Raw genomic sequence first — 25021 nt, 5'->3', positions numbered from 1 at the left:
CCTCAGGGCGCGACGATCACCTGAACCTCCGCCTCGGCGAGCGCCTCGGCCATCGGCTCGGGCGGCGTCGCGCTCGTGACGAGGATGTCGATCTCCGAGAGCGGCGCAATGGCCGCGAAGGCGCTCTGCGTGAACTTGGTCTCATCGGCGACGACGATGGTGCGCCGCGCCGCCCGCATCATCTCCGAGATCATGGCCGCCTCGGCGACGGTCGCCGTCGAGATGCCGCGCGAGGGGTGGATGGAGCGGACGCCGATCACGGCGGTGTCGACATGGATGCGGTCGGAATGGGGGAAGATCACCGGCCCGATCATGACCCGCGACACGCTGAACAGCTCGCCGCCGATCGCATAGACATTGGTGAAGGCGCTGGTGTCGATCTGGTCGAGGATCGACACCGAATTGGTGATGAGCCCGACGGAGCGGTCGGCCGGAAGCATCAGCGCGAAGGCCAGCGTCGTCGAGCCGCCATTGACCATCAGCGTCTCGCCGCTCTCGATGAGCTGCGCCGCCGCCGCGGCGATCCGCGTCTTGGCGTCGGCCTGCGTCACGATGCGGTCGGCGACCGGAACGATCCCGGCGCCCTCGGCGCGCACGGCGCCTCCATGCGTCCGGAGCACCGCACCGCTGCTGGCCAGCGAGTCGAGATCGCGGCGGACGGTGTCGGTCGAAACGCGAAACAAATCGGCAAGTTCCGGCACGGAAACGCTGCCCTGCTCGGCGACGAGACGCAGCATTTCCGTCCTGCGGCTGAGCGGCAGGGCGACGGCGGACCGTCTCTTCATTCGGAATCTCCTTTTGCCGTCATGCTACCGGAAGTCGCTTGACGATGCCAATGGATCATCCTAAAAACGCATAAAGACGCAAAACACAGAATAAAAGCGCAAAAGAGGAAACGCGCATGGGTGCCGCCGACCGGGTCTCGGCCGATCTCGAGGGTTTCGATCGCCTTTGGCGTCGGCGCTTTGCCGAGACCGCGGCGGCGATGTCCTCGCTCGCCAGGGCGGCGCGGCCGGTGCTGCTCGGCTTCTCGGCCTTCGTCGACGCCTCCGTCCGCCTCGAAAAGGCCGTCCTCCTGTTCGCGCCCGATGCGCCGCTGCCGGCGCGCGATCTTGCCGGAGAACTCCTTGCCCGTATCCGCGCCGGTCGCGGCGGCGAATACAGCATCGACTGGCCGACCGGCGACGCCTGGCTGGCGGAGAACCTGCCGCACGACATCGGTGCCGGCGGCACGTCGGCCCAGATCGCCAAGGCCTTCGGGATTCTCGGCGCGCCGGCCCTTCTGGCGCTGGCCGATCGCAGCCCGGCGCAGCTTGCCGTGCTCGATCCCGGCATCCTGATCGCGGAGGGCGGGTCTGCCCGCCCGCTGGCGGAGATCGCGCCGGACCCCGCGCGCGCCAAGGCGCGTCACTGGATCTTCGAGTCCACCGCCGGAACCGAGGTTGCCGGCGAGGTCGTGAGCCGCTCGACGCGCGTCATCGTGCGCCTTGTCGACGACGTGCCCGAAAACGACCCCGCCTTCGCGGCGCTCAGCCTCGACATGGCCCGCAATGCCGGCGCCGCGGCGATCTCCAGCCTCGTCTCGACACCCGATCACCTGCTGCCGCAAACGCTGGCCCGTGTCGCGGATCTCGCGCGCGGCTGGCGCGCCGCCGGACTCGGCTTCGTGCATATCGAACTCGCCGACTACGGCCACCGGCCGCATCTGCCGGCCATGATCCTCGGCAGCCTCGCCGGGCTCGTCACCTCGGTCGGCATGAGCCTGTCCGAATGGCGCGTCATCGGCAAGGGGCCGGCCGAGCCCGGCCCGATGGCTGCGTTTGCGCGCCGCCATGGCCTCGCGCGGCTCTGCGTCCATGCCGACGATTATGCGCTCGCGGTCACGACGGGCGACGCCGAGCGCGAGGCGAGGGCGCTGTTCGCCGGCTGCGTGCTGGCCGGTGCCCGCGCCGCGGCCGGCCGGCCGGTCCGGCCGCAGGACATCCCCGCCGATGCCGTCTTTTCGCCGCCGCCGCAATTCGGCGGAGCGGCCGATGGCTATGCCGCCGTCACTTGTCCGGCTCCCTGGCTGAGTCGGCCCGCCAGCACGATCGGGCTCGGCGACACCTTCCTGGCCGGGACGCTTCTCGTTCACTGCCAGCCGCCGGGCAGCTAGGCCCGAACCTCTCACCCCCTTCGATTTCGTTCCCAAGGAGACTTCCGTGACCTCTGCCGCGCCCGCCCGCCTTCAGGGCTCGATGCCCTCGCTCGACCCCGGCAAGATGCGCGGTCTGCAGCGCATCACCACCAGCGACGGCTTCTTCGTCGTCCTCGCGCTCGACCATCTGATCTCGTTCAAGGACATGTTGGCCGACGACCGCTCGAAGGTCAGCTACCAGCAGGCCGTCGACGCCAAGCTCGAACTGGTCAACGCAGTCGCGCCGGTCGCCAGCGCCTTCCTGCTGGAAGCGCAGTTCAGCCTGGCGCAGGTCATCGCCTCGCGCGCCCTTCCCGGTTCTGTCGGCCTCATCGCCTCGATCGAGGGCGAGGGCTTCGACACGGTCGACGGCGAGCGCCGCACCCGCTTCCGCCCCCACTGGACGACGCGCAAGATCAAGATGCTCGGCGCGGATATGGAGAAGCTGCTCTGGTTCTACCGCTCCGACGCCAAGACGGCCGAGGCGCAGCGCCAGGTCGTGCGCGATCTCGTCGCCGAATGCGCCGAGCAGTCGCTGCCCTTCGTCGTCGAGCCGATCTGGTACGCGCTGCCGGGAGAGGACACCAAGAGCACGGCCTGGAAGGAGCGCCGCGTCGAGGGGATCATCGAATCCGCGCATATCGCGGCCGAATTCGGCGCCGACATGCTGAAGGTGGAGTTCCCCGGCGACGTCTCCACGCCGGAGGGCCGCCGCGCCGCCGCCAAGGCCTGCCAGCGCCTCAATGACGGCATGGTGCAGCCCTGGGTCATCCTTTCGGCCGGCGTCGGCTACGAGGAATTCCGCACGCAGGTGGAAGTCGCCTGCGACGCCGGCGCCTCGGGCTTCCTCGGGGGGCGCTCGATCTGGCAGGACGCGGTCTCGACCCGCGACCCGGCGGCGCGCGCCGTCGCGGCCAGGGAGGCGGCCGCCCGCCTCGCCGAGCTGACCGAGGTCACGCGCCGTCATGGCCGTCCCTACGCCCCGGCGGTGACCGGCGACCAGCTCGCCGCCGCCTTCCCCGACGGCTGGTATTCCAGCTGGCAGGAGGCCTGAGCATGACCGGCTTCTCCGGGAAGACGGTGCTGGTCACGGGCGGCGCCTCGGGCATCGGCCGCGGCATCGTCGAAGCGTTCATCGAGCAGGGCGCCCGCGTCGCCTTCACCTATGCCTCGAGCGGCGCGCAGGCGGCCGAGATCGTCGCCGCGCATGGCGAGGCCAAGGCGCTTGCGCTTCAGACCGACGCCACCGACGAAAACGCGGTGGCCGAGGCGGTGGCGCGGACCAATGCCGCCTTCGGACGCATCGACATCGCCGTCGGCAATGCCGGCGGGCTGCTGAAGCGCAGCAAGGTGGCCGAGTGCTCGCTGCAGCTCTGGAACGAGGCGCTCGCCGTCAATCTCACCAGCGCCTTCCTGCTGGCGAGGGCGGTCGTGCCGCAGATGACCGAGGCGAAATCGGGCGCGATCGTGCTGATGAGCTCGCTCGCCGCCCATGACGGCGGTGGCGCCGGCGCATCGCACTATGCGGCCTCCAAGGGCGGCGTGATGACCTTCGTCCGCGCGCTCGCCAAGGAGGTCGGCCCGGACGGCGTGCGCGTGAACGGCGTCGCCCCCGGCCTCATCGGCACGCAGTTCCACGACCGCTTCTCGACCGCCGAGGGACGCAAGGCGACGGTCGAGCGCACCCCCATGCGACGCGAGGGCACGCCGGCCGATGTCGCCGCCGCTGTGCTCTATCTCGCATCCCCCGCGGCCGGGTTCATCGCCGGCGAGATCATCGAGATCAATGGCGGGCTGGGCGCCTTCTAGGCGATCCAGTCCGCACGATTGCGTTATTTTGCGTCTTTATGCTTGACGCTGCCGAGGAGCGCGGCAAGCATGATGCAAAAAACAGCTGGCGAATGATCGCCGGCACCAAAGGGAGAGAGGAAATGACCAGGACACCGAAGACCCCCGCCAGCGGGAAGGGTGGAATCCAGCGCCGTCAGTTCATGATGGGCGCCGGCGTCGCCGCGGGCGCCGCCGCGCTCGGCATGCCGCGCCTCGCGCGCGCCGCCGACCGTGTCGAGATCAGCTTCGCCAGCGCCAAGTTCCAGGGCACCGAGTCGATCGGCAACGTCGTCGACACCTTCAACGAGTCGCAGAGCAAGATCTTCGTCAAATATATCGAGCTGCCGCCGCCGAGCTCCTCGACCGAGGTGCATCAGGCGCTCGTCCAGCAGCTCGCCCGCAAAAACGGCTCGCCCGACGTCTTCACGCAGGACGTGATCTGGATCGCCGAATTCGCCGCTGCCGGCTGGGCGCTGCCGCTCGACGAGTATTTCGGCGGCGTGAAGAACCAGTTCTTCGACGGCACCATCGATGCCTGCACCTATGACGGCAAGCTGACCGCGCTGCCCTGGGGCATCGACTCCGGCATGATGTTCTACCGAAAGGATCTGCTCGACGAGATCGGCGCCAAGGTTCCGACGACCTGGGCCGAGATGACCGAGCAGGCGATGAAGCTGCAGGCCGACAAGAAGGTGAAGTTCGGCTTCCTGTGGCAGGGCAAGCAGGCGGAAGTGCTGGTCTGCGACGCCGTCTCGGTGCTCGCCTCCAACAATGCCTCGATCCTCGCCGGCGACGGCCGCTCCTCGACGCTGGCAAGCGACAAGGCCGTCGAGGCGATCCAGTTCCTTCACGACACGATCAACAAGTACAAGATCAGCCCGGCGGACGTGCTCTCATGGGACGAGGAGCCCTCGCGCGCGCCCTTCACCGGCGGCGAGGCGGCGTTCCTGCGCAACTGGTCCTATGTCTATGTCCTGGCGCAGGACGCGAAGTCGTCCAAGGTGCCCGGCAAGGTCGGCGTCGCCCCGCTGCCGCATTTCGAGGGTGGCAAGAGCGCCGGCTGCCTCGGCGGCTACCAGTACGGCATCAACGCCAACACCAAGCAGCGCGAAGCGGCCGTCGAGTTCCTCACCTGGATGGCCTCGCCGGAGACGCAGCTCCGCTTCGCCCTCAAGATGGGCATCGCCCCGACCCGCCCGGCCGTCTTCGACAACGAGACGCTCGGCAAGGAGCAGCCCTTCATGCAGTCGCTGAAGACGGTGTTCACCGGCGCAACGCCGCGCCCGAAGACGCCGAAATATCCGCAGGTCTCGCTGGCGGCCCAGTCCGGCATCTCCCGCGCCCTCGTCACCGGCAAGGTGAAGGAGGAGCTGGAGGCGGCAGCCAAGAAGATCGACGCGATCGTCTCGAAGTAATGACAGCGCGGTCCCTCCCGGCCGCGGCGCTGGCCGGTCCCCCTCGGGGGGCCGGCTGGTCGATGCCGCGTCTCGCGCCCTTGCTGTTCCTGCTGCCGATCGCCGTCTCGCTCGGTTCGGTGTCGCTGTACCCGATCCTGAACGGCCTCTGGCTCTCCTTCACCAACACCTCGCTGGTGACGCAGGAGCACGATTTCATCGGCCTCGAGAACTACGCGCAGCTGCTCGGCGACGATCTCTTCTGGAACGCCTGGCGGCACACCGTCTATTTCACCGTCGTCTCGACCCTCGCCGAGACCATCCTCGGCCTCGTCATGGCGCTGCTCCTCGTCGAGCATTTCGCCGGCCGCTCCATCGTGCGCGCCGCGATGCTCGTGCCCTGGGCGATGCCGACGGTCGTCACGTCCAAGATGTTCGGCTGGCTGTTCGACGGCCAGTATGGCGTCGTCAACTGGGCGCTGCGCAGCAGCGGCCTCATCGCCGAGAACATCAACTGGTACGGCTCGATCGACCACGCGATGACCACGATCATCATCGCCGATGTCTGGAAGACGGCGCCCTTCATGGCGCTTCTCCTGATGGCCGGGCTGCAGACCATCCCGAAGTCGCTGATCGAGGCGGCGCGGATGGACGGCGCCGGACCGGTCGCGACCTTCATCCATGTGCGGCTGCCGCTCCTGATGTCGACGCTCCTGATCGCCGGCATGTTCCGCGCGCTCGACGCCTTCCGAGTCTTCGACCTCGTCTATGTGCTGACCGGCGGCGGCCCCGCCGACGCGACCGAGACGCTGTCGACGCTGTCCTACAAGACGCTCTTCTCGGCGCTGCAGTTCGGCTACGGCTCGGCCATGGCGACCGCGATGTTCATCACCGAGGCGCTGATCGCGATCGGCTTCGGCTTCTTCATCATGCGCAAGATGCGGGCGCCGCGATGATCTACGAGCGCAACCGTCTCCAGACGATCCTCATCTATTGCGGCGGCCTGCTGATCCTCTTCTGGTCGGCGGCCCCCTTCCTGTGGCAGCTCTCGACCTCGTTCCAGAACGATGTCGAGCTGACGGCCGCGACGCCGTCCTTCATCCCCTCGCCCCTGACCTTCGACCACTACGCGAACATATTCGTCGAGAAGAGCTTCCAGCTCTATCTGCGCAATTCGCTGATCGTCGCCGGCTTCACGACGCTGTTCTGCCTGGCGGTCGGGGCCATGGCCGGCTTCGCCCTGTCGCGCCTCGACATCAAGGGCCGGTTCGGCATCCTCGCCGCGATCCTCTCGGTATCGATGTTCCCGCAGATCGCGATCGTCGGCCCGCTCTATCTGCTCGCCTCCGACCTGGCGCTGCTCGACACCTATTCCGGCCTCGTGATCACCTATGTCGCGCTCGGCGTGCCGCTCGTGACCTGGGTGATGTTCGGCTATTTCGACACGCTGCCGCGCGAGATCGACGAGGCGGCGCGCATGGACGGCTGCTCGACCGTCGGGCTCTTCTGGCGGATCATCCTGCCGATCTCGGCTCCGAGCCTCGTGACGACGGGCCTACTCGCCTTCATCGCGGCCTGGAACGAGTTCATGTTCGCGCTGGCCTTCACCTCGAACATCGACCACCAGACCGTCCCGGTCGGCATCGCGAATTTCACCAATCTCCATTACATCCCGTGGGGCGACATCGCCGCCGCCTCGATCGTGGTGACGATCCCGCTGGTTCTCCTGGTGCTGCTCTTCCAGCGCCACATCATCGACGGACTGACGCAGGGCGCGGTGAAGGAATGACGAAAGGTGCACCCATGCTGAAGCCGGCCTGCCAGACCTATACCTGGGAGATGCTGGGCGATGCCTTCCGCGGCGAGCCGGACGATCTCCTCGCGGCGATCGGCGCGGCCGGCTACCAGGGCATCGAGATCACCGACACCATGATCGGCGCCTATGCCGGCCGTCCGGGCGCCTTCGCCGAGGCGCTGGCGAAAAACGGCCTCGTGCTCGTCGCCTTCGCCTGCGGCAGCTCGTCCGGCTTCACCGAGGAGGCGGCGCTGGCGGAGGATCTCGCGATGGTCGAGCGGGCGCTTGCCTTCACCGCCGCCTTTCCCGGCGCGGTGCTGTCGCTCGGCAGCGCGACTGTCATGTCGCCCGGCCCGCGCGAGGCGAAGTTCGCCGCCGCCGCGCGCTTCTACAACGCCGCCGGCGAGGCCGGCCGCCGGCATGGCGTCACGGTCGCCTTCCATCCGAGTTCGCACCACGACACGCTGCTCGAGACCCGCGCCGACTATGACCGCATCATGGAGCTGACCGACCCGACGCTGATCGGCTGGGTGCCCGACACGGGCCACATCCTGCGCGGCCGTCAGGACATCCTCGATACGCTCGAAACCTATGCCACGCGCATCCGCTACCTGCACCTGAAGGATGTCGATGCCTCCGGCCACTGGGCGATGCTGGGCGCGGGCGCTTGCGACATTCCCGCCGTCGTCGCAACCGTCGCGAAAGCCCCGAACTTCAACGGGTGGCTGGTCGTCGAGGAGGAATCCGAGGAAGCCGGCCGAGACCCCGCCGCCGCGGTCGCCAAGAACCGGCGGATGCTGAAGGATGCTGTGGGGGTCTAGCGGCCGTCGAGCATTCTTCGCGAGGGGCGGCCCGCCAGCCCGCCGCTGCACTTCACCAACGATGCGGCGGGTGAGGCCTGAGCGGCACCACCGGCACGATCGGCACGCTCATGGCGTCGTCGATGCTGTCGTACCACATCTGGTCCTGGTGCCTGAGCTTTGCGCGGTCGGCTGCCGCGGCCCGCTTCAGGCAGTCATTGTAGCGCTTGGTCTTGTCCCCGAATTGCTCGCGGCAACCCTGTTCGACCGACGCCTGGTATCGTTCCCAGGTGTTGCAGCCTGACAGGAGCGCCAGGCCGAAGAGCGCGATCACCAGTCTGCGCGCCATCATGGGAGGGGTCCTCCGCGCTTCGCCATCGGGTATCGCCCGACCTCGCATCATCCCACGGCGGCAGGCTCGCCGCTAGCGATCGAGCGCAATGCAGTTGAGAGCGTGCGCGCCCGAGCGCTCGCCGAACCTCAGCCGCAGATCAGGCCAGGTTTCGAGATCGACGGCCCGGGCGACAGCCGCCTCGATGACGCGGCCGGACGCGGCCGAGAGGTCGGGGTCGCCGTCGGCAAACGCCCGCTCGATCGTGTCGAACGCTGCCTCGTTGCGTTCGGCGTCGGATCGTGCAGCATCGTCGGCCAGTCTGTGTCCGAGAGCGAGCAGCGTCAGGGGCGCGACCGCCTCGTTCCCGACAGAAGCGCTGTGGACATCGTTGCGGGCCTCCTTCAGGCCAAAGGAAGAGGCCGCCAGTTGATCGATGAATCGTTCGACCCTCGATTTCATGATGATCCCTCTCGAACGTCGGATGGTCGACCTCGCTTCAACGCGCGACATTCCCGTCGCGTTTCATATGAATGAAGGCGCGCCCCGGGAAAGACGGTTGTCGCCAGCCGATGTCCGGTCGCGACGGGGATCCGCCATCGGGGCGGCGCATCAAGGGTGGCGCGCTCCGGAGCGTCGGTCCGAGCGGACTGGCCTCGCGCTGCCGCCGATTATCGCCTATGCCGCCACATGCCCTGGAAGGGCGAGAACGCGAGGAACGCACATGACCACGGATCGGCCCCGCCGCCCCAAGGACCCCTTTGCCGCCGCCGAGGCGATGTTCGCGAAGAAGCGGCAGCCGGACATCGGCACCGGCGCGCTTCCGACGGCGAAGGAACTCGTCTCGATCAGGATCGATCGCGACGTGGTCGAGCACTTTCAGGCGAATGGCCCGGGCTGGCAGGAGCGGATGAACGCGGCCCTGCGGGCCGCTGCGATCGCGGACGGGATGGACCCCTTGCCGAAGGAATAGATTCTCACCGACATTGCGACTCGCTGCCGCTCGTCGACTTCGGAGCCGGAGAGACCGAAGGCCCGGTGCCCGACGCGAAACGGCCGCATGGAGCGGCGCCTTGTGATGGCAGGAATGCGAACAGGCGCGGGGGCGTCGGCAGCGTCGGAAGGAGTCGTGGCGCGGCCGCTCGTTCCGGTCGACCTCGGCTGGCGCAACATCGTCTTCTCGCTGCGCACGGCGGCGGCGGCCGTGCTGGCGCTCGCGATCTGCTACCGGATCGAGCTCGGTGACCCGCAATGGGCGGCTCTCACCGTCTATCTGCTCGCGCAGCCGACCGTCGGCGCCGCGCTCTCGAAGGGCCTGTGGCGGGCCATCGGAACCGTGCTCGGAGGCATCACGGGGCTCGGCATCGTCGCGCTCCTCGCCGAGGCTCCGGAGCTTATGGTCGGCGCGACGGTGATCGTCGTCTTCGTCAGCTTCTATCTCGCCTCGCGCCTGCGCAATTTCGTCTCCTACGGTGCGCTGCTCTTCGGCTACACGACCATCCTCGTCGCCTATGAAGGATCGTCCAGTCCGCTCGATGCCTGGATGGTGGCGGGCGACCGGACGGCGGCGATCCTGATCGGCATCGGCTGCGGCACGCTGATGACCGTCCTCGTCCTGCCCCGCTATGCCGGCGACGCGCTGCGCGCATCGCTGGCCGGCACGCGGCGCGACCTCGCGCATTACGCGGCGACGGCGCTGCGGCTTTCCGCGACGCCGGCCGAGTTCGCCCGGATACGCGGCCGTATGGTCACGCGGGTCGTGCAGTTCGATGCGCTCCGCGCCTCGGCGCTGTTCGAGGCGCCGGACATGCGCGCGGACGGACCTCGCCTGCAACGCATCGTGCACGAGTTCCTGCTCGTCCTCTCCGTGGCGCGGGGCCTCCATGTCCGGATCGACGCCTTCGCCGGCGACGCGGCGGCCGGCGTCGAGACGCGGGTGCGGCCGGTGCTGGAAGGCCTCGCCGCACGGATCGACGCCCTCGCCGCCGATGGGGCGCGACGGCCCGATGCGGCCACCCTTCGCCACGAGGCCGCGGCCGCCGCGGCGTCGCTGAAGGCGAGCGGCCGCGAGATCGACGCGATGGCGGGGCGCGTCCCGTTCGATGCGCTTGCGAATGGGCTGCTCATCCTCCGCCGGGCCGGCGAACTCGTCGAGGCGCTGGCGCTGGCAACGATGATCGACGCCTCCGGCGCCGGCGGGCGAACCGTCCGCCAGCCCGCCTCCAGGCCCGGCGCGCCCAATCGCGAGCCGCTGCTGCTCGGGCTGCGCGGCGCCGCCGCCATCCTGCTGCTGACGGTCATCTGGATGGCGACGGGGTGGTCGGAAGGCTTCGCCGCCGTCGCGGGCGGTGTCATCACGCTGTTCCTGTCCGTCAACCAGGACCGGCAGATCGACGCGGCCCTGCCGTTCCTCACCGGCACCGCCATCGCCGTCGCCGCGTCCTATCTCGTATTCGTCTTCGTCCTGCCGGGCCTCGAAGGCTTCGGCGAGCTGGCGGTGGTTCTGATGCTGCTTCTGCTGCCGGCAGGATTGCTCGCCGGAACGCCCGCGACGGGGGCGCTCGGCACGGCGATCGGCGCCATGGGCATCTCGCAGCTCTCCACCGGCAATCTCTACGTCCTCGACGAGGCCGGCTTCGTGAGCAACGCCTTCGCGCTGCTCGGCGGCATGGCGCTCACCCTGCTGGTGCTCGCCATATGGCCCGTCACCTCGGCGGCCCGCCGCGGCAGCGCATGGCGCCGCGCGGTCGGCGCCGTGCTGCCGGGCGTGGCGCGTGGCGCGATCCCGCCGCGCGAGGGATCGGCCGAGATCGTCTCCCTGCTCGCGGCGCTCCTGCCGCGCCTTACCCTCAGCCAGCAGCGCGACGAGGATTTCTTCCGCGGCAGCCTCGGTGTCGCCTCGTCATGCATCGAGATCGGGAGACTGCGCGTCCTGAGCCGGGACGCCGCCATGCCGCCCGACGCCGCCGCCGGCATCGCCGCCTTCCTCGAGGCATTCGCCGCGACGCTGGAGCGGCTCGGCGTCGCCGCCCGCGACGACCAGGCCGCACTCGCGGCAGCGGAGGCGGCCATTGAGGCGTTGCGTGCCGACCTCGCCGGCCGCAGCATTGCGCCCGGCGAAGCGGCGACAGCATTGCTGCAGGCGGGGGCGTCGGTCCGGTTCCTGGCCGACCGATTCACGATCGACCGGGCCTATCTCGCCCGCCGGTTCGACGATGGCTGAGGGGAGGGAAGCAGTGTTCATGCAGGCGCCCGGCCTCGGCCTCTTTCCCGACACGGTCCTGTTCGGCTTCTATCTTCCGCCGGTCATGCTCTGGGCGGTGCTCGCGCTCGTCCCGTTCCTGATCCTCCGGGTGGTGCTGCAGCGCTTCGGCCTCTACCGCTTCGTCTGGCATCGCGCCCTGTTCAACGTCGCGCTCTACGTTCTCCTTCTGGGCGGCATCGTCTATCTCGGAGTTCCGGCATGGCTCTGACCTCGATCATCCGCGTGGCGGTCACGCTCGTCGCCGTCGTCGCCGCCGGCCTTTGCGGCTGGTGGCTGTGGACGCTCTACACCTTCTCGCCCTGGACGCGGGATGCGCGCGTTCTCGCGACCGTCGTCTCCGTCGCGCCGGACGTTTCGGGACCGATCACGACCTTCAACGTCACGGACAACCAGAAGGTCGCCAAGGGTGACGTGCTGTTCGTGATCGACCAGCAGCGTTTCGCGCTGGCGGTGCAGCAGGCCGAGGCGACGGTGGCCGACCGCCAGTCGGCGCTGAAGCTCGCCGAAGACGACGCGCGCCGCGATGCCGAAGTAATGGCCAGCGATCCGAGTGCCATCTCCGGCGCGACCGCCGAGAACTCGCAGGCCAAGGCCGATCAGGCGGCGGCGGATCTGCGCATCGCCGAGGCGGAACTGGCGACGGCGAAGCTGAACCTCGAGCGCAGCACGGTGCGTTCACGCGTCAACGGATATGTCACGAACCTGACGGCCGGCTCCGGCGACTATGCGATCGCTGGGACGAGCGTGCTGGCGCTGGTCGATAGCGACAGCTTCTATGTCTATGCCTATTTCATGGAAACGAAGCTGCCGGAGATCAGGATCGGCAGCCGGGCCGAGATCCGCCTGATGGCGGGGGGCGTCAGGCTCGGCGGGACGGTCCAGGGTTTCAGCCGCGCGATCGCCAATCCGACCGCCTCGGGTGGCCTGCTGGCGACTGTCGACCCGAACTTCGAGTGGATCCGCCTCGCGCAGCGCATCCCGGTTCGCATCGCCCTCGACGACGTTCCGCCTGACGTGGAGCTGATCAGCGGTCTTTCGGCGACCGTGGTCGTACCGCCGAGCGCGCCGGGACGCTGAGCACGCTTCGCGCCAAGGCGCCTGTCACCGCGCACGCCACCAGTGGCGGGGCGCGCTGCGCGGACTGCTCAATGCGGGGAGATTGCTTTGGTACAGCTGGGTGGGCTCGAACCACCGACCTTCGGAGCCACAATCCGACGCTCTAACCAACTGAGCTACAGCTGCCTACCTTGAAAGCGAGCGGAACCTAGAAGCATTGGCGGCGCGTTGCAAGTGCTAACAGCGCGTCGGTTCCGCTTTCCCCAGCGCGCTTCGGAGGCGGCGGGGCATCACGAAAAAAGGCGCCGGCGGGACCGCCGGCGCCTTCGAATGTCGCGGCAGCCGCTCAGTTGAGCGTGGTGCCCTTCAGCGCCTTCTCGACGCTCGCCTTGACCGGACGCGAGGCGTCCGCGACGAACTTCTGCGAGAAGTCCTGCATGTCCTTGACCTGGGCCGCGAAGGCCTCGGTCTGCTTGCGGGCGAAGCCCATCTGCAGCTCGAGCACTTCGGCGAAGGTCTTGGCGCCGAGCAGCTCCTTCGCGAAGGCGAAGGAGGCGTCGCTGTGGACCTTGGCCGCGTCGAGCGACTTGTGGCTGAGCTCGACCATGCCGCTGCGCGCCGTCTCCACGCTGTCCTCGAAGGCCTCGGTCGCCTCTTCGGCGGCAGCCTTTATCTTGGCGTAGGCGTCCTTGCTGCCGGACAGCGTCTTCTCGGCGAGGTCGCGGAAGGCAGCCGGCATCTCGGCGGTCGGGAAGTTGAAGCTGAACGCCTCGAAGGGCGCCTCGAAAGCCTTGGCGGCCTTGGCGGCGGCGGTCTTGGCGGGCTTCGCGGCAGGGGTATCGGTCATGTCGGCTCTCCTTGAGAATGCGTCGATCTCGAGAGCGAGAGAGCCGTGACAGACGATCCGTTCGGCTCCAGTCGAGATGCCTCACATATAGCCAGTCACCTTGTGCATTGCAACATCATTTTGCGACGCACAAGGGGATTCGCGTTCATTCTTTCTGTCGCGAAACGGCAATTTTGCTGAGGCTCGCATTAATTCGGCACCGTCTTGCCGGCTCAGCATGCTGCACTGCGATGCCGCTCAAACGGGCAGTGCCGCTTAGCTGCGCATCACGCGGCCGGCGCCGCGGTCAGGGTTTGACCTTGGCGGCGAGATCGCTCGCGGCTCTGGTGATCGCCTCGCCGACGGAGCGCGTCTGCGCCTCGGCCGCCGAAACCTGACGCTGGATGAACTCGCTGTGGATCGCCTGCAGTTCCTCCAGCGTCCGCGCGCGGACCATCTTCTGGGCGAATTCGAACGACGCGGCGAGGTTTTCCTCGAGGAAGCCGATCGCCTGCTTGTTGGCCGTGCGGGCCTCTTCGTGCACGGATTTCGCGGAGGTCTCGGCCTTGTCGACGGCCTTCACGGTCGCCGCCATGAAATCGTCGAAGGCCTTGCGGGCCTGATCGACGCTCTTGTCGGCGAAGGTGCGCATCGCCTCGGGAATATCGAATTCTGTCTCTTTGGCCATCGCCTCGTCCTCCGCGGCTGGGGCGGACAGCATAGCCCCATCGGAAGGCTGTGAAAACGTGTCGGAGATTAACCAAGCCCTTCGAGTCCGTCGGGCAAAAGAGGCGCGTGCATAGACCTTGCCGCGCCGGCAATCTATTAGAGTCTTGTTAAGCAATCAGACTGTTGCGGCATGCCGGGACCGATCCGGAGCTTGGGAGCCCGACCGACGATGAGCGGACGCGATCATGCCTTTCTCGAGCTGGCGGCCCTGCCGGCGCTGGGATCGGCCTTGTTTGCGCCCCGTCCGGTTCTGCTCTTCTCGGCCGACGGGCGGCGAATCCTGTTCGCCAATGCGGCCGGCGCGCGGTTCTTCGGCGAGCGGCGGATCGAGGATCTCCTCGATCGACGCTTCTCGCCTGCGCTTCCGGCCACCATGCAGATCGCCCGCGCGGCGCGCAGCCTCGCGCCCGGCGCGGCGAGGCTGGAGCGCATCCGCTTCGCCGTCGGGGCAGGGCTCGCGAGCCATGCCGCCGAATGCCGGCGCATCGCCCTTCCGGACGGCGAGCCCGCCATGCTCGTCGCGCTTCCCGAGAGCCGCGAGCGGCCGGCGGCGCGACAGGCGGCGGAAGATCTTGTGGCTGCGCTCGCCGAGGAGGACTGCGCCGTCGCCGTGCTCGATGCCGAGGGCGCCGTGCTCGCGGAACGCGGCGGCGCCGCCTGGCTGGTCGACGGCGAGGCGGCGGTCGCCGAACTCGTCGGCTCTGCCGCACGGCGCGGCGAGAGGCTGGCGCGGCGTGCACTCCGCATTGGCGACATGCGCCGTCCTGCCGGGCTGGCGGTTTTCGAGGATCAGGACAGCCGCTTCCATCTCCTGGTCGTCGGACCGGGCGAGCGGGTGCTGGTCGAGCCGGCCGCACCGGGGGAGCCCGTCCACCTGGCCGAGCCGGCGGCGATCGAGGCCCCGGACGTCGAGCCGGAGCCCACGGCCGCTGTGTCCGCGCCGTCCGAAGCGGTCGAGCCGCCGCCTCTGATCGACCGCGCGGCCGCCGGGATCGAGGTCGCGGAGGACGCGACGCCCGAACCGGCCATCGCGTCCGAGGCCGAAGTCGAACCCGAGGCGCAGCCCGAGCCCGTGTCGCAGTCCGAGCCTCAGCCGGAGCCGTCGGGCGGCTTCCGCTTCGCGCCGCCGCAGGGTCCGGTGCGCTTCGTGTTCCAGATGGACGCAGATGGGCGCTTCACCTTCGTGTCGCCGGATTTTGCCGATGTGGTCGGCCCGGCTTCGGCGATCGCCGTCGGAGAGACCTGGGGCGAGATGGCCGCCCGGCTCGGCCTCGATCCGACAGGCGCCGTGGCCGGGCTCATTGCCCGCCGCGACACCTGGAGCGGCGTGACGCTCGATTGGCCGGCCGAGGACGGCGAGCATTTCGTCGCCGTCGATCTCGCGGCCCTGCCGGCTTTTTCGCGCGACCGGCTGTTCGAGGGCTATCGCGGCTTCGGGGTCATCCGCCGCTCGGACCGCCCCGAGGCGCCGCCCGCGCCGGTCGAGAGGCCGCGCAGCGCCATGCAGCCGCAGGGCTCCAATGTCATCCGCCTGGCGCGGGCGCTGCCCGCAACCGAGACGGACCGGCTGTCGGTGCCCGAGCAGGATGCCTTCCGCCGCATCGCCGCGGCGCTGAGCAGCCCGTCCGCCCCGCGTCCGCCCGCAGCCGCCCCCCAGCCTCCAGCTTCTGAGGCGACGGCTCCTGAAACGGCAACGTCCGAGGCGGCGACGACCGAGCCCGCCGGATCGGTTCCTTCCGCGACCGGGACACCGGCCCCCGAGGCCGTCGCGGCGGCGATCCCCGATCAGGTCGCGGAGACCTCGTCCGATCAGCCTCCCGAGGCCGAGGCCGAGAGCGGCCCGGCGGAGGCTCCGGCCATCGAGCCGCCGCCGGCCGAAGCGCCGGATGCGCCGTTCGTGCCGCACGAGATCGAGGCCGCCGCGGCGGACACCACTTCGCAACCCGAGCCCGAGCCCGCGCCAGCAGCGACGGAGGTTGTCGCCGAGACGCCACCCGCCGAGGCAGCCGTGCCCGCCTCGCCTTTGCCGGATCCGCTGCGCGAGGCCGAACTCGCCCATGCCCGGCAGCGCATCGTCGAGCTCGAGGCGATCCTCGATACGGCGACCGACGGCATCATCGTCGTCGACCAGGATGCCCGGATCGAGCGCATCAACCGTTCGGCGGAGGCGCTGTTCGGCGTCGAGTCGGCGTCGGTGGCAGGCCTCCGCCTTCCCGATCTCCTCGCCGAGGAAAGCCGCCAGTCGGCGCTCGATTATCTCGACGGCCTGGCGCGCAACGGCGTCGCCAGCGTGCTCAACGACGGCCGCGAGGTCATCGCGCGGGTGCCGCAGGGCGGGCTGATCCCACTGTTCATGACGATGGGCCGGCTGCCGGAAACGGGCAAGTTCTGCGCGGTGCTGCGCGACATCACGCAGTGGAAGAATGCCGAGGGCGAGCTGATCAACGCCAGGCGGGCGGCCGAAAGCGCCTCGATGCAGAAGTCGGACTTCCTCGCCAAGGTCAGTCACGAGATCCGCACGCCGCTCAACGCCATAATCGGTTTCTCCGAGGTGATGATGGAGGAGCGCTTCGGCCCGATCGGCACCGAGCGCTACAAGGAATATCTGCGCGACATCCATGTCTCCGGCGCGCATCTGATGAGCCTCCTGAACGACCTGCTCGATCTCTCCAAGATCGAGGCCGGCAAGCTCGATTTGAATTTCGAGTCCGTCGCGCTCAACGACATCGTCATGGAATGCGTGGCGCTGATGCAGCCGCAGGCCAATCGCGAGCGGATCATCATCCGCACCTCGCTGTCCGGCCAGGTACCGAATGTGGTCGCGGATCCGCGCTCGATCCGCCAGATCGTGCTCAACCTCGTCTCGAACGCGGTGAAGTTCACGCTCGCCGGCGGTCAGGTCGTCGTCTCGACCGCCATGGAGCCGCATGGCGAGGTGAGCCTGCGCATCCGCGACACCGGCATCGGCATGTCGGAGAAGGACATCGAGACGGCGCTGAAGCCGTTCCGCCAGCTCTCGACCTCGCGCGAGCGGCGCAGCGACGGCACCGGGCTCGGCCTGCCGCTCACGAAGGCGCTGGTCGAGGCGAACCGGGCTTCCTTCGTGATCGATTCGGCCGTAGGGCAGGGGACGTTGATCCGCATCACCTTCCCCGCGACGCGGGTGCTGGCCGGATAAGGGAGCGCATGCCCGAGCTTCAGACTGTCCTCGACGAGATCGCCGCCGAGGCGCGCGCGGCGACCGAGCGCGGCAAGGTCGCCGCCTATATCCCCGAGCTCGCCAAGGTCGATCCCGGCCAGTTCGGCATCGCGGTCCTCACCCATGACGGCGCGCTGTTCACGGCGGGCGACGCCGATCTCCCGTTCTCGATCCAGAGCGTCTCGAAGGTGTTCACGCTGACGCTGGCGCTCGGCCAGGTCGGCGACACGCTGTGGAACCGCGTCGGCCGCGAGCCCTCGGGCAATCCGTTCAATTCGATCGTCCAGCTCGAATATGAGCACGGCATCCCGCGCAATCCGCTGATCAATGCCGGCGCGCTGGTCGTCACCGACGTGATCCTCGCCGGCTACAAGCCGCGCGAGGCGATCGGCCTCATCCTGCGCTTCATGCGCTCGCTGGCCGACGACGAGAGCATCGTCATCGACATGGACGTGGCGCGCTCGGAACAGGAGACCGGCTTCCGCAACCGCGCGCTCGCCAACTACATGAAGGCCTACGACAATATCCGCCATCCGGTGGAGATGACGACGGGCGTCTATTTCCACCAATGCGCCATCGCCATGAGCTGCCGCCAGCTCGCGGTGGCCGGCAGCTTCCTCGCTGGCCAGGGGCGTCATCCGCTGACCGGCCAGAAGGTCGTCTCGGCCGAGCGGGCGCGGCGCATCAACGCGCTGATGCTCACCTGCGGCCACTATGACGGCTCGGGCGATTTCGCCTTTCGGGTCGGCATTCCGGGCAAGAGCGGCGTCGGCGGCGGCATCCTCGCCATCGTGCCGGGCAAGGCGTCGATCGCCGTCTGGTCGCCCGGCCTCAACAAGGTCGGCAATTCGCTGCTCGGCTCGCGGGCGCTGGAGCGCCTCGCCCGCGCCATGGACTGGTCGATCTTCGGCCCGTAGCTGCCGCGCCGCTCAGGCCGCCTGCTTCGGGTTGCAGATGTCCTTGACCGAGGCCATCACGGCTTCGGGGCTGAACACGGCTTCGAGCCAGTTGTCCTTGAAGATCAGCGGCCGAGCCTCGCGGATGGCATGCAGCGCGCCGTCCGAGAACTTGCCTTCCTTGAAGATGCCGAAGGCGATGGCGAGCTCGATCTGGATATGGCCGAGCATGAAGTCCATCGCCGCCTCGCGCGGAACGCCGCGCCGCACCGCCTCGTCGGTCGCCTCGCGCAGCGCCAGGCACAGCGTCGCGCCCACGGTCTCCGACATCGCCGGCTCCATGATGGCGATATTCTCCAGCGAGCAGCGATGCGCCCGCGAGACGGGGGCATAGATCGTGCGGGCGACCTCCTCGCAGAGCGCGTAATGCTCCTCCGGCCCCTGGACCAGCGCGCAGACGATCGCCTGCGGGTCGCTGACGCCGCCGAAGAAGTCGCGCTGGCCGTCGGTGACGTTCTCGGGGAAGACGGACGGGTGGCAGGGATGGGTGACGAAGGTCGTCACGTCGGCGCGGTCCGGCATCTCGCCGGCATAGGGCGCCGCCGCGTCGAGGACGATCAGCGCGGTGCCCGGCCGCACGCGGCCGATGATCTGGTGCGCGACCTTGCCGATCAGCCGGTCCGGGACCGCCAGCACGACGACGTCGGCGCCGGCCAGAGCCTCGTTCTCGCCGACGCAGTCGGCGCCGATGGCCTGCTTCAGCCGTTCGCGGCCCTCGGCCGTGATCTCGACATGGTCGACGGAAAAGCGCGAGCCCCTGAGATTGGTGGCGAGCCGGACGCCCATTTTGCCGCCGGCACCGAGTAGCGCGATCTTGGTCATGCTGCCTTGCTCCTCGCGGCGACGGTTCCGCCGCCGCCATTCCTGATTGACGTGAAATAGTCCGGCGCGCCCATCTGCCCGCCCTTGAGCGCGATCTCGAGCGGCGCACGCGCGGCGTCCGCGAAATGGGCGCGGCAGAGCGCGGCGCCGGGAACCGTGGGCGCGAGGGCGGTCAGCGCGCGGATGCCGAGCGCGAGCGCGCCGTAGCCGGAGGTGTCGCCGCCGGCGATGACCGCGCGCGGCAGCCGCGCTTCCGCGATCAGCCGGCCGAGCAGGGCGCCGAGCCCGCGCCCGATGCGCTCGTTGACGGTCGCCGCGTCGAGCCCGCTCGTCGCGATGGCTTCGTTGACTTCCGCCACGGCCGGATCGTCCGGCCCCTCGGCCGTCGCGACGATCGGCGCGCGACCGCGGCCGAGCGCGGCGAGTGCCGCCGCCTCCACGCGGCCGAGTTCCGCCTGCCACGCCGCTGCGTTAACGGCGCGGCTGGCGTCGAGCCGGACGATCTCGAAACCTGCGGCGGCAGCATGGGCGATCTGCGCCGCGGTCTGCGGCGCGCAGGAGCCGGAGACGACGGCCATCCGTTCCGCCGGACCGGCCGAGGGCGCGGCCGGCGCGGCATCGATCAGTCCGGCCTCGCGCCAATGGGCCACCAGCGCATATTCGATCCCCTGCGAGCCGATCGCAAGCAGCCGCTCGCCGCGGTTCTCCCAGACGAGGCGGCCGGCGCAAGCGAGATCCTCGTCGTCCATGACGTCGATGGCGACGATGTCCGCCCCACCGTCGCGCGCGGCGGCGAGCGCCGCGCCGGCATCGCGATGAAGGCCGAGCCGATCGACGAGGCCGATTGGCCGCGTGGTCTGCAAACCGAGATGGCGGCGGACATCCGCCTCGTGCATCGGGGTCACGGGGTGGCGGCTCATGGTCGGATGCCGGTCGAGCCGGTAGACCGCGCCGTCATAGAGGGCGAAGAGCGTACCGAAGGCCTGGTAGCGGCCGATCGGCGGCGCCGCCACGACCAGCGGATGCCATGCGCCGCCGAGGATGGGCGCGGCGAGATCGACGGCGCGGCCGATGGAGCCGACATGCGGCGCGGAATCGAGCGTCGAGCAGATCTTGTAATGGCTGACCGGCGCGCCGATCCCCGCGAGCGCCGAGAAGACCGGCGGCAGGTTCTCGTCCATCCAGGCGGGCGGCTTGGAGCGGGCGATGCCGGCGATGCCGATGCCGCGCGCGCCGGGAAAGCGGGCGAGGTCCTCGGCGGTCGGAATGTCGAGAAAGAGCACCGAGGCGAGGCCGGCAAAGGCCAGCACTTCCATGGTCGCGGCCGAGCCGGTGAAGTCGTCGCCATACCAGGCTACGAGGACACCCTCCGGCAACTGGTCCGCAGGCGCCGTCATGACCGGCCTCCGAGCGCCGCCGCGAGCGCGGCGTGGTCGCGCGCATGGGTCTCGAGCGGGATGCCCGCCATGGCGGCGGCCCAGGATTGCCTGAGGCTCTCGACGCCGGCGGCCGGGCCGTCGGGATGAGCCATGATGCCGCCGCCGGCCGCATAGATGAGGTCGGTGCTGCCGAGCGCTGCGAAAGTCGCCGGCGGCTGCCGCACCGTCTGACCCGAGGAGAAGACAGGCATGGCGATGCAGGGCTTGTCGGCGAACATCGGCGTCAGGCATGCGCGTGCCGAGGCGATGACGCTCTCGTCGCTTTCGGCGAACTTGTTGGCGAGGCCGTTGACATGCATGTGGTCGGCGCCGGCCAGCCGCCAGAACTTCTGGAAGGCGACATAGGAGAAGCCGAGCGCTGGAGCGCGGGACAATGCGCCCCAGCCGTTGCGATGGGCATGGATCGGCAGTTCGCTGTGGCGGCCGAGCGCGATCATGCCGGAAAGGCCGACCGCGTTGATCGAGGCCATCACGCAGGTGCCGCCTTCGGCGAGCACGAGATCGTGGCGCCGCCGCATCTCGTCGATCTCGCCGGAGAGGTTGAAGGCGAACATCACCTTCTTGCCGGAGCGGTCGGCATGGTCGTTGACCACCCGCATCACGGCGCGCACCCGCTCGTCGAACGGGCAATGCAGGCCGTCGGCCTGCAACTCGTCGTCCTTGACGAAGTCGATCCCGGCCTCCGCGAGGAGGCGCACGAGGTCGGCGGTCTCGGCCGGCGAGAAGCCGACGCTCGGCTTGACGATGGTGCCGATCAGCGGCCGTCCTTCGACGCCGGCGAGGCGCCGCGTGCCCTCGATGCCGAATTTCGGCCCCGGATAGGCGGCGGCGAAGGCGGCGGGGAGGCGGATGTCGAGGAGGCGCAGGCCGGAGAACTGCTTCAGCTCGAAGAGATTTCCGGCGACCGTCGCCATCAGGTTCGGCAGCGAGGGCCCCATATTGGCGAGCGGCCAGGAAAGCGTCGCCCGCGCCAGCAGGATGCGCCGGCCGTCCGGATGGCTGGCGCCGGGAAGGCTGGGCTCGGCCCGCTCCCCGACGATCTCCAGCGCCTCGATGCGCGCAGCCGAGCGCTCCTTGAGCTCGGGCGTCTCGCCGGGCACCGGAACGAAGGTGCCCGACGACTGCTCTCCGGCCATGACCTCGACGGCGACGCGCGGATCATGCGCCGTCTCGACGAGATAATCGGCCTCGATGCGTTCAACCATGTCCCGTCTCTCGCCATTCGCTCATGCGGATCACGCTGCCGCTCGCGGCGGAATCGTAGGAGGCGAGCGCCAGCGCCATGGTGCCGAGATTGTGCGCGCCGGAGGGCTGCGCCTCGGCCTTGCCGTTCAGCACGTCGACGAAGTGGCGGTTGAACGCCGCGACGCTGCGCTGCACGACCTGCCAGGGCTTGGCGCCCCAGGCCGGCACCTCGACATCGACATTGGTCTCGAAGCTCGATCCGGCGTGATGCTCGATGAGCCGATAGCCACGCAGCAGCTCCAGCGTGCCCTCGGTGCCCTCGACGACGGCGGTCGTCTCCGGGAACGGATCGGGGTCGTATTTCGCGAAGGCGGAGCACTCGACCACCGAGGTCGCGCCCCCGACATGGCCGAGCAGCGAGGTGAACGAGTCCTCTCCGCGCACGATCGGATTGATGCGCTGCGTGCGGCAGGCGAGCGTCTCGACCTCGCCGACGAGATAGCGGGCGAGATCGTAGAGATGCAGCCCGATATCCATCAGGCTGAGGCGCTCGACCTCGGTGAGATAAGGCTGGTTGGCGTAGTAGTCGAAGGCGTGGCGGAACGAGATGCGCGCATAGACGGGCTTGCCGATGCGGCCCGCCGCGATCCGCTCGCCGAGTTCCACGAAGGGCCGCTGCCAGCGGAAATTCTCGTGCACGGCGAGCGGCACGCCGGCCGCCTCGCAGGCCCGCACCATGGCCTCCGCATCGGCATAGGTGTCGGCGAACGGCTTCTGGCAGATGGCGGCGACGCCATGCCGGGCCGCGAGCTCGACGAGTTGTTTGTGGAAGGGCGAGGTGGTGACGACATCGACGAAGTCGAGCTTCTCGGTGCGCAGCATCTCCTCGGCGTCGCCATAGGCATGCGGCACGCCGAAATCGGCCCGCATGCGCTCGGCCTTGGCCGTGTCGCGGTCGCAGACGGCGACGATTTCCGCGCCCTCGACTTCGGCCCAGCCATGCATGTGATTACGCGCGAAGAAGCCGCATCCGATGAGGGCGCCGCGACGGACAGTCATGAGAGATCTCCGGTGAAGGCCAGGAAGGCCGTGGACGAGGGTGCAAGCGTCATCCTATCGACGACTGCGGCCGGACGATCCAGGAAGTTCGCGTCGAGCGCGGCGGCGGGGCGGCTCTCTTCGTCGAGCATCAGGCAGGCGGCGGGAGAAGCGAGCGCGATCGTCACGGGCCGGAGGCCACAATTGGCGATCACCGCCTCGCGTCCGCTGGCGATGCCCATGACATGCGCCGGCAGGCCGGAGAGGCTCCGCCGCGGCGGGCCGGAGCGTTCCGCCAGCCAGCGCACCACATGATAGAGCGGGAAGACGCGCATCCCCTCCGTCAGCGCCGGCCAGGGCTCGGCCGTTTCCTCGCGCACGATGCCGAAGGCGCCGGTCGGCGAGCCGAGCGCGAGCGCCTCGACGGCGGACCCTTCCGTCGCCGCGACGGCGCCGACCGCGAAGGCGGCGGCGAAGAGCGTCGCCCGTCGCGGATCGGCCTTGGCCATGGCCAGGGGCCGGGCCGCCGGGTCCGGCGCGCGCTCCGGTCCATAGGCGTTCGACCGCATGCCGATCGAGACGAGGCCGAGCCGGTAGGGCCTGCCTTGTCCGATCGCCGCGGCGCTCGCGAAGATCGCCGGCAGCGCCTCCAGCGTCTCCATCACCGACCGGTCGTCGGCGGCATGCACGATCGCCGTCGTGCCGTGACCGACATAGTCGACCAGATCCGCCGGCGGCCGGCAGCGGTTGAACTCGGTGAAGCTCGTCAGCATGCCGCCGCCGATCCGCGCGGCCGGGAACACGGCGCGAGCGGCCGCGATCGCCGCCTCGGGCCGCGGCCCGTCCGGCCAGGGGCCGGAAGGCTGGTAGGAGGAAAGATACGCCTCCGGCAGCGCCAGAACCCGCTCCGGGGCGATGCCGGCGGCGTCAAGCGCGCCTCTCAGCCGTCCCAGCGCTTCGAGAGGATCGCGGCCGACGACGACGGCCTCGAGGTCGACGCCCCGTCCGCCGCAGATCGTTGCCAGGGCGGAGAGCCGTTCGGCCGCCACATCCGTGGAAACGCGCAGCGACAACCGGCCGATGCCGGCTCCGGCGAGGAGCGCCATCGCCTCGGCCCCGGCGACAGCGTCGGCATCGACGGCGAGCGTGACCTCCGGCAGGCGGCCGATCTCCGGCCCGAGCGCCAGCGGTTGCGCGGCTGCGGTGCCGCCCGCCGCCTTTGGCGCGCCCGTGCAGCGGATCGCGATGCGCTGGGCGACCGTGGTGCCGGTCTCGATCGTGTAGGGCGTCGGCAACGCAAGCGGCCGGCAATAGGTCTTGAACGAGGCGTCCGACCAGTTGCGCTGGTCCTCCATTTCGAAGACCTCGCCCTCGAAGGCGATCTCGACGCCGATGCCGCCGATCTCGTGTCGGAGGCCCGCGATGTCGAAAGCCGGCTGGGCCGGCTGGATCAGCGCCGGAAAGCTGGCCTGCTCGACGCTGCCGTCGCCATGCCGGATCGCGAGCGTCGTCCCGGCGACGCCGGCGATGGGATGCAGCAGCGTCAGCCCGGCGCGGTTCGTCGCGATATCCCGGACGGCGGTGATGGCGGCGGTGACGGCGAGGCTGCCGTCCGAGGCGCCTGCCGCCGTCAGCACGATCGTCGCGCTGCCGTCCTCCAGCACGAAGCGGCGCTCGTAGCGAAACGCCTGCCCGCTCTCGTCGAAGTGCTCGTCGCCCGCCGTCGCCGCCAGCGTTCCCCAATGCGCGTCGCGCACCAGGCAGTTGATGCCGCGGACGACCTCGACGCCATGCCAGCGGACGCCGCGCAGCATGCCGTCGTCGATCTCGACCGTGAGCGGGCCGGCCGAAAGCCGGCGCGCGGCTGCGCCGTCGGCATCCTGATCCGATGCAAGAGGCCGGGATCGAGCGTCGCCCATGGTCCTCCCCGCGGCGCGATCTTATGATGGAACAGTGATTATACCAGAAGACGAGTCGTCACAAGCGCCTTGCTGACGGCATCGACGCGGCGAGCGGGCAGAGGCCGGGAGAGAGCCAGCAAAGGAGCGAGAAAGGGAAGGGCCGGCAACGGGGAGCCGGTTGGCCGAGCCGCCATGCTCAGCCGCTCGCCCCGCTTCGTGACGAGGCGGCGACGCCAAGATCAGATCGAGGCTGTGAAGCTCAGGCGCGCACAGACCGTC

Annotated in this window: 23 protein-coding genes and 1 tRNA gene; 13 read left to right on the top strand and 11 right to left on the bottom strand. The window is 69.4% G+C overall.

The genetic code is table 11. From position 1 onward, the window contains the following. Nucleotides 1-2: 2 nt before the first annotated feature. On the bottom strand, nt 3-785 hold the full coding sequence (locus QO015_RS08900) for a DeoR/GlpR family DNA-binding transcription regulator (protein ID WP_266279976.1): 783 nt from the start codon (nt 783-785) through the stop codon (nt 3-5). A gap of 116 nt (nt 786-901) precedes the next feature. Here QO015_RS08900 and QO015_RS08895 point away from each other — a divergent pair, with 116 nt between their 5' ends. The 7 genes from QO015_RS08895 (at nt 902) to QO015_RS08865 (ending at nt 8016) form a co-directional block, all read left to right on the top strand. Next, nucleotides 902-2155 (top strand): carbohydrate kinase family protein, encoded by a 1254-nt coding sequence (locus QO015_RS08895; RefSeq protein ID WP_266279977.1) that lies wholly within the window; start codon nt 902-904, stop codon nt 2153-2155. 46 nt (nt 2156-2201) lie between these two features. Next, a complete protein-coding gene (locus tag QO015_RS08890) occupies nt 2202-3230 on the top strand; it encodes a tagatose 1,6-diphosphate aldolase (protein ID WP_266279979.1) in 1029 nt (342 codons plus the stop codon). A gap of 2 nt (nt 3231-3232) precedes the next feature. Continuing rightward, entirely contained in the window at nt 3233-3985 is a 753-nt protein-coding gene (locus QO015_RS08885) for an SDR family NAD(P)-dependent oxidoreductase (protein WP_266279981.1), read from the top strand. A gap of 122 nt (nt 3986-4107) precedes the next feature. Continuing rightward, nucleotides 4108-5421, top strand: coding sequence for an ABC transporter substrate-binding protein (locus tag QO015_RS08880; protein WP_266279982.1), 1314 nt, complete (start codon nt 4108-4110; stop codon nt 5419-5421). Between the two features lie 62 nt (nt 5422-5483). Further along, complete coding sequence (locus tag QO015_RS08875) at nt 5484-6356, top strand: carbohydrate ABC transporter permease (RefSeq protein WP_266279984.1); 873 nt, start codon at nt 5484-5486, stop codon at nt 6354-6356. Beyond that, nucleotides 6353-7189, top strand: coding sequence for a carbohydrate ABC transporter permease (locus tag QO015_RS08870; RefSeq protein ID WP_266279985.1), 837 nt, complete (start codon nt 6353-6355; stop codon nt 7187-7189). The genes QO015_RS08875 and QO015_RS08870 overlap by 4 nt, the downstream gene beginning before the upstream one ends. A gap of 14 nt (nt 7190-7203) precedes the next feature. Then, entirely contained in the window at nt 7204-8016 is an 813-nt protein-coding gene (locus tag QO015_RS08865; protein ID WP_307289430.1) for a sugar phosphate isomerase/epimerase family protein, read from the top strand. A 52-nt stretch (nt 8017-8068) separates the two neighbouring features. On the opposite strand, the gene QO015_RS08860 is transcribed toward QO015_RS08865, so the two are convergent. Together QO015_RS08860 and QO015_RS08855 are read right to left on the bottom strand one after the other, a co-directional pair. Beyond that, on the bottom strand, nt 8069-8347 hold the full coding sequence (locus tag QO015_RS08860; RefSeq protein ID WP_266279987.1) for a hypothetical protein: 279 nt from the start codon (nt 8345-8347) through the stop codon (nt 8069-8071). 72 nt (nt 8348-8419) lie between these two features. After that, nucleotides 8420-8788, bottom strand: coding sequence for a hypothetical protein (locus QO015_RS08855; protein ID WP_266279989.1), 369 nt, complete (start codon nt 8786-8788; stop codon nt 8420-8422). Nucleotides 8789-9050: 262 nt separating this feature from the next. Between QO015_RS08855 and QO015_RS08850 the strand changes: the two genes are divergently transcribed. The 4 genes from QO015_RS08850 to QO015_RS08835 all read left to right on the top strand — a co-directional run bounded on the left by QO015_RS08850 (nt 9051) and on the right by QO015_RS08835 (nt 12668). Next, the gene (locus QO015_RS08850) at nt 9051-9299 is read left to right on the top strand and encodes a BrnA antitoxin family protein (RefSeq protein WP_266279990.1); all 249 of its coding nucleotides are present in this window, start codon (nt 9051-9053) and stop codon (nt 9297-9299) included. A gap of 156 nt (nt 9300-9455) precedes the next feature. Further along, on the top strand, nt 9456-11549 hold the full coding sequence (locus tag QO015_RS08845) for an FUSC family protein (protein WP_266279992.1): 2094 nt from the start codon (nt 9456-9458) through the stop codon (nt 11547-11549). Between the two features lie 19 nt (nt 11550-11568). Further along, nucleotides 11569-11799, top strand: a complete 231-nt coding sequence (locus QO015_RS08840; protein WP_266279994.1) for a DUF1656 domain-containing protein — start codon at nt 11569-11571, stop codon at nt 11797-11799. Then, the gene (locus QO015_RS08835; RefSeq protein WP_266279995.1) at nt 11790-12668 is read left to right on the top strand and encodes an efflux RND transporter periplasmic adaptor subunit; all 879 of its coding nucleotides are present in this window, start codon (nt 11790-11792) and stop codon (nt 12666-12668) included. The genes QO015_RS08840 and QO015_RS08835 overlap by 10 nt, the downstream gene beginning before the upstream one ends. Nucleotides 12669-12756: 88 nt before the next feature. Here the strand turns inward: QO015_RS08835 and QO015_RS08830 are convergent. From QO015_RS08830 to QO015_RS08820, 3 genes are all read right to left on the bottom strand, one after another. Then, nucleotides 12757-12833: transfer RNA gene (locus QO015_RS08830), tRNA-His, on the bottom strand. 160 nt (nt 12834-12993) lie between these two features. Next, on the bottom strand, nt 12994-13494 hold the full coding sequence (locus tag QO015_RS08825) for a phasin family protein (RefSeq protein ID WP_266279997.1): 501 nt from the start codon (nt 13492-13494) through the stop codon (nt 12994-12996). A gap of 286 nt (nt 13495-13780) precedes the next feature. After that, nucleotides 13781-14161: a phasin family protein gene (locus QO015_RS08820; RefSeq protein WP_266279998.1), complete on the bottom strand. Its 381-nt coding sequence runs from the start codon at nt 14159-14161 to the stop codon at nt 13781-13783. A 210-nt stretch (nt 14162-14371) separates the two neighbouring features. Here QO015_RS08820 and QO015_RS08815 point away from each other — a divergent pair, with 210 nt between their 5' ends. Together QO015_RS08815 and QO015_RS08810 are read left to right on the top strand one after the other, a co-directional pair. Beyond that, a complete protein-coding gene (locus QO015_RS08815) occupies nt 14372-17380 on the top strand; it encodes an ATP-binding protein (RefSeq protein ID WP_266280000.1) in 3009 nt (1002 codons plus the stop codon). 8 nt (nt 17381-17388) lie between these two features. Continuing rightward, nucleotides 17389-18318, top strand: coding sequence for a glutaminase (locus QO015_RS08810; RefSeq protein ID WP_266280001.1), 930 nt, complete (start codon nt 17389-17391; stop codon nt 18316-18318). Nucleotides 18319-18330: 12 nt separating this feature from the next. Here QO015_RS08810 and QO015_RS08805 read toward each other — a convergent pair whose 3' ends face one another. Genes QO015_RS08805 through QO015_RS08785 form a run of 5 tightly spaced genes read right to left on the bottom strand, consistent with a single transcriptional unit; the run spans nt 18331 to nt 24760 of the window. Beyond that, nucleotides 18331-19179 (bottom strand): phosphogluconate dehydrogenase C-terminal domain-containing protein, encoded by an 849-nt coding sequence (locus QO015_RS08805; RefSeq protein WP_266280002.1) that lies wholly within the window; start codon nt 19177-19179, stop codon nt 18331-18333. Further along, the gene (locus tag QO015_RS08800) at nt 19176-20576 is read right to left on the bottom strand and encodes a four-carbon acid sugar kinase family protein (protein WP_266280004.1); all 1401 of its coding nucleotides are present in this window, start codon (nt 20574-20576) and stop codon (nt 19176-19178) included. Before QO015_RS08800 ends, QO015_RS08805 begins: the two co-directional genes overlap by 4 nt. Further along, nucleotides 20573-21823 (bottom strand): ribulose-bisphosphate carboxylase large subunit family protein, encoded by a 1251-nt coding sequence (locus QO015_RS08795; protein WP_266280006.1) that lies wholly within the window; start codon nt 21821-21823, stop codon nt 20573-20575. Before QO015_RS08795 ends, QO015_RS08800 begins: the two co-directional genes overlap by 4 nt. Further along, nucleotides 21816-22862, bottom strand: a complete 1047-nt coding sequence (locus QO015_RS08790) for a Gfo/Idh/MocA family protein (protein ID WP_266280008.1) — start codon at nt 22860-22862, stop codon at nt 21816-21818. The genes QO015_RS08795 and QO015_RS08790 overlap by 8 nt, the downstream gene beginning before the upstream one ends. Further along, nucleotides 22859-24760 carry a D-apionate lactonase family protein gene (locus QO015_RS08785; protein ID WP_266280010.1) on the bottom strand — a complete coding sequence of 634 codons (1902 nt, stop codon included), beginning with the start codon at nt 24758-24760 and terminating at the stop codon, nt 22859-22861. Before QO015_RS08785 ends, QO015_RS08790 begins: the two co-directional genes overlap by 4 nt. Nucleotides 24761-25021: the final 261 nt, after the last annotated feature.

It is taken from the genome of Kaistia geumhonensis (assembly GCF_030815145.1).
GTDB classification, from domain to species: Bacteria; Pseudomonadota; Alphaproteobacteria; order Rhizobiales; family Kaistiaceae; genus Kaistia; species Kaistia geumhonensis.
The sequence above is the reverse complement of the archived record's forward strand: the minus strand, read 5'-3'. Positions and strand labels throughout refer to the sequence as shown.

Excerpts from the sequence above, each read along its gene's own strand:
- QO015_RS08810 (WP_266280001.1), top strand. The coding sequence starts at position 17,389 with ATGCCCGAGCTTCAGACTGTCCTCGACGAGATCGCCGCCGAGGCGCGC.
- QO015_RS08870 (WP_266279985.1), top strand. The coding sequence starts at position 6,353 with ATGATCTACGAGCGCAACCGTCTCCAGACGATCCTCATCTATTGCGGC.
- QO015_RS08815 (WP_266280000.1), top strand. The coding sequence starts at position 14,372 with ATGAGCGGACGCGATCATGCCTTTCTCGAGCTGGCGGCCCTGCCGGCG.
- QO015_RS08790 (WP_266280008.1), bottom strand. The coding sequence starts at position 22,862 with ATGACTGTCCGTCGCGGCGCCCTCATCGGATGCGGCTTCTTCGCGCGT.
- QO015_RS08885 (WP_266279981.1), top strand. The coding sequence starts at position 3,233 with ATGACCGGCTTCTCCGGGAAGACGGTGCTGGTCACGGGCGGCGCCTCG.
- QO015_RS08865 (WP_307289430.1), top strand. The coding sequence starts at position 7,204 with ATGCTGAAGCCGGCCTGCCAGACCTATACCTGGGAGATGCTGGGCGAT.
- QO015_RS08795 (WP_266280006.1), bottom strand. The coding sequence starts at position 21,823 with ATGGTTGAACGCATCGAGGCCGATTATCTCGTCGAGACGGCGCATGAT.
- QO015_RS08805 (WP_266280002.1), bottom strand. The coding sequence starts at position 19,179 with ATGACCAAGATCGCGCTACTCGGTGCCGGCGGCAAAATGGGCGTCCGG.
- QO015_RS08820 (WP_266279998.1), bottom strand. The coding sequence starts at position 14,161 with ATGGCCAAAGAGACAGAATTCGATATTCCCGAGGCGATGCGCACCTTC.
- QO015_RS08850 (WP_266279990.1), top strand. The coding sequence starts at position 9,051 with ATGACCACGGATCGGCCCCGCCGCCCCAAGGACCCCTTTGCCGCCGCC.
- QO015_RS08840 (WP_266279994.1), top strand. The coding sequence starts at position 11,569 with ATGCAGGCGCCCGGCCTCGGCCTCTTTCCCGACACGGTCCTGTTCGGC.
- QO015_RS08835 (WP_266279995.1), top strand. The coding sequence starts at position 11,790 with ATGGCTCTGACCTCGATCATCCGCGTGGCGGTCACGCTCGTCGCCGTC.
- QO015_RS08880 (WP_266279982.1), top strand. The coding sequence starts at position 4,108 with ATGACCAGGACACCGAAGACCCCCGCCAGCGGGAAGGGTGGAATCCAG.
- QO015_RS08855 (WP_266279989.1), bottom strand. The coding sequence starts at position 8,788 with ATGAAATCGAGGGTCGAACGATTCATCGATCAACTGGCGGCCTCTTCC.
- QO015_RS08785 (WP_266280010.1), bottom strand. The coding sequence starts at position 24,760 with ATGGGCGACGCTCGATCCCGGCCTCTTGCATCGGATCAGGATGCCGAC.
- QO015_RS08860 (WP_266279987.1), bottom strand. The coding sequence starts at position 8,347 with ATGATGGCGCGCAGACTGGTGATCGCGCTCTTCGGCCTGGCGCTCCTG.
- QO015_RS08895 (WP_266279977.1), top strand. The coding sequence starts at position 902 with ATGGGTGCCGCCGACCGGGTCTCGGCCGATCTCGAGGGTTTCGATCGC.
- QO015_RS08800 (WP_266280004.1), bottom strand. The coding sequence starts at position 20,576 with ATGACGGCGCCTGCGGACCAGTTGCCGGAGGGTGTCCTCGTAGCCTGG.
- QO015_RS08825 (WP_266279997.1), bottom strand. The coding sequence starts at position 13,494 with ATGACCGATACCCCTGCCGCGAAGCCCGCCAAGACCGCCGCCGCCAAG.
- QO015_RS08875 (WP_266279984.1), top strand. The coding sequence starts at position 5,484 with ATGCCGCGTCTCGCGCCCTTGCTGTTCCTGCTGCCGATCGCCGTCTCG.
- QO015_RS08900 (WP_266279976.1), bottom strand. The coding sequence starts at position 785 with ATGAAGAGACGGTCCGCCGTCGCCCTGCCGCTCAGCCGCAGGACGGAA.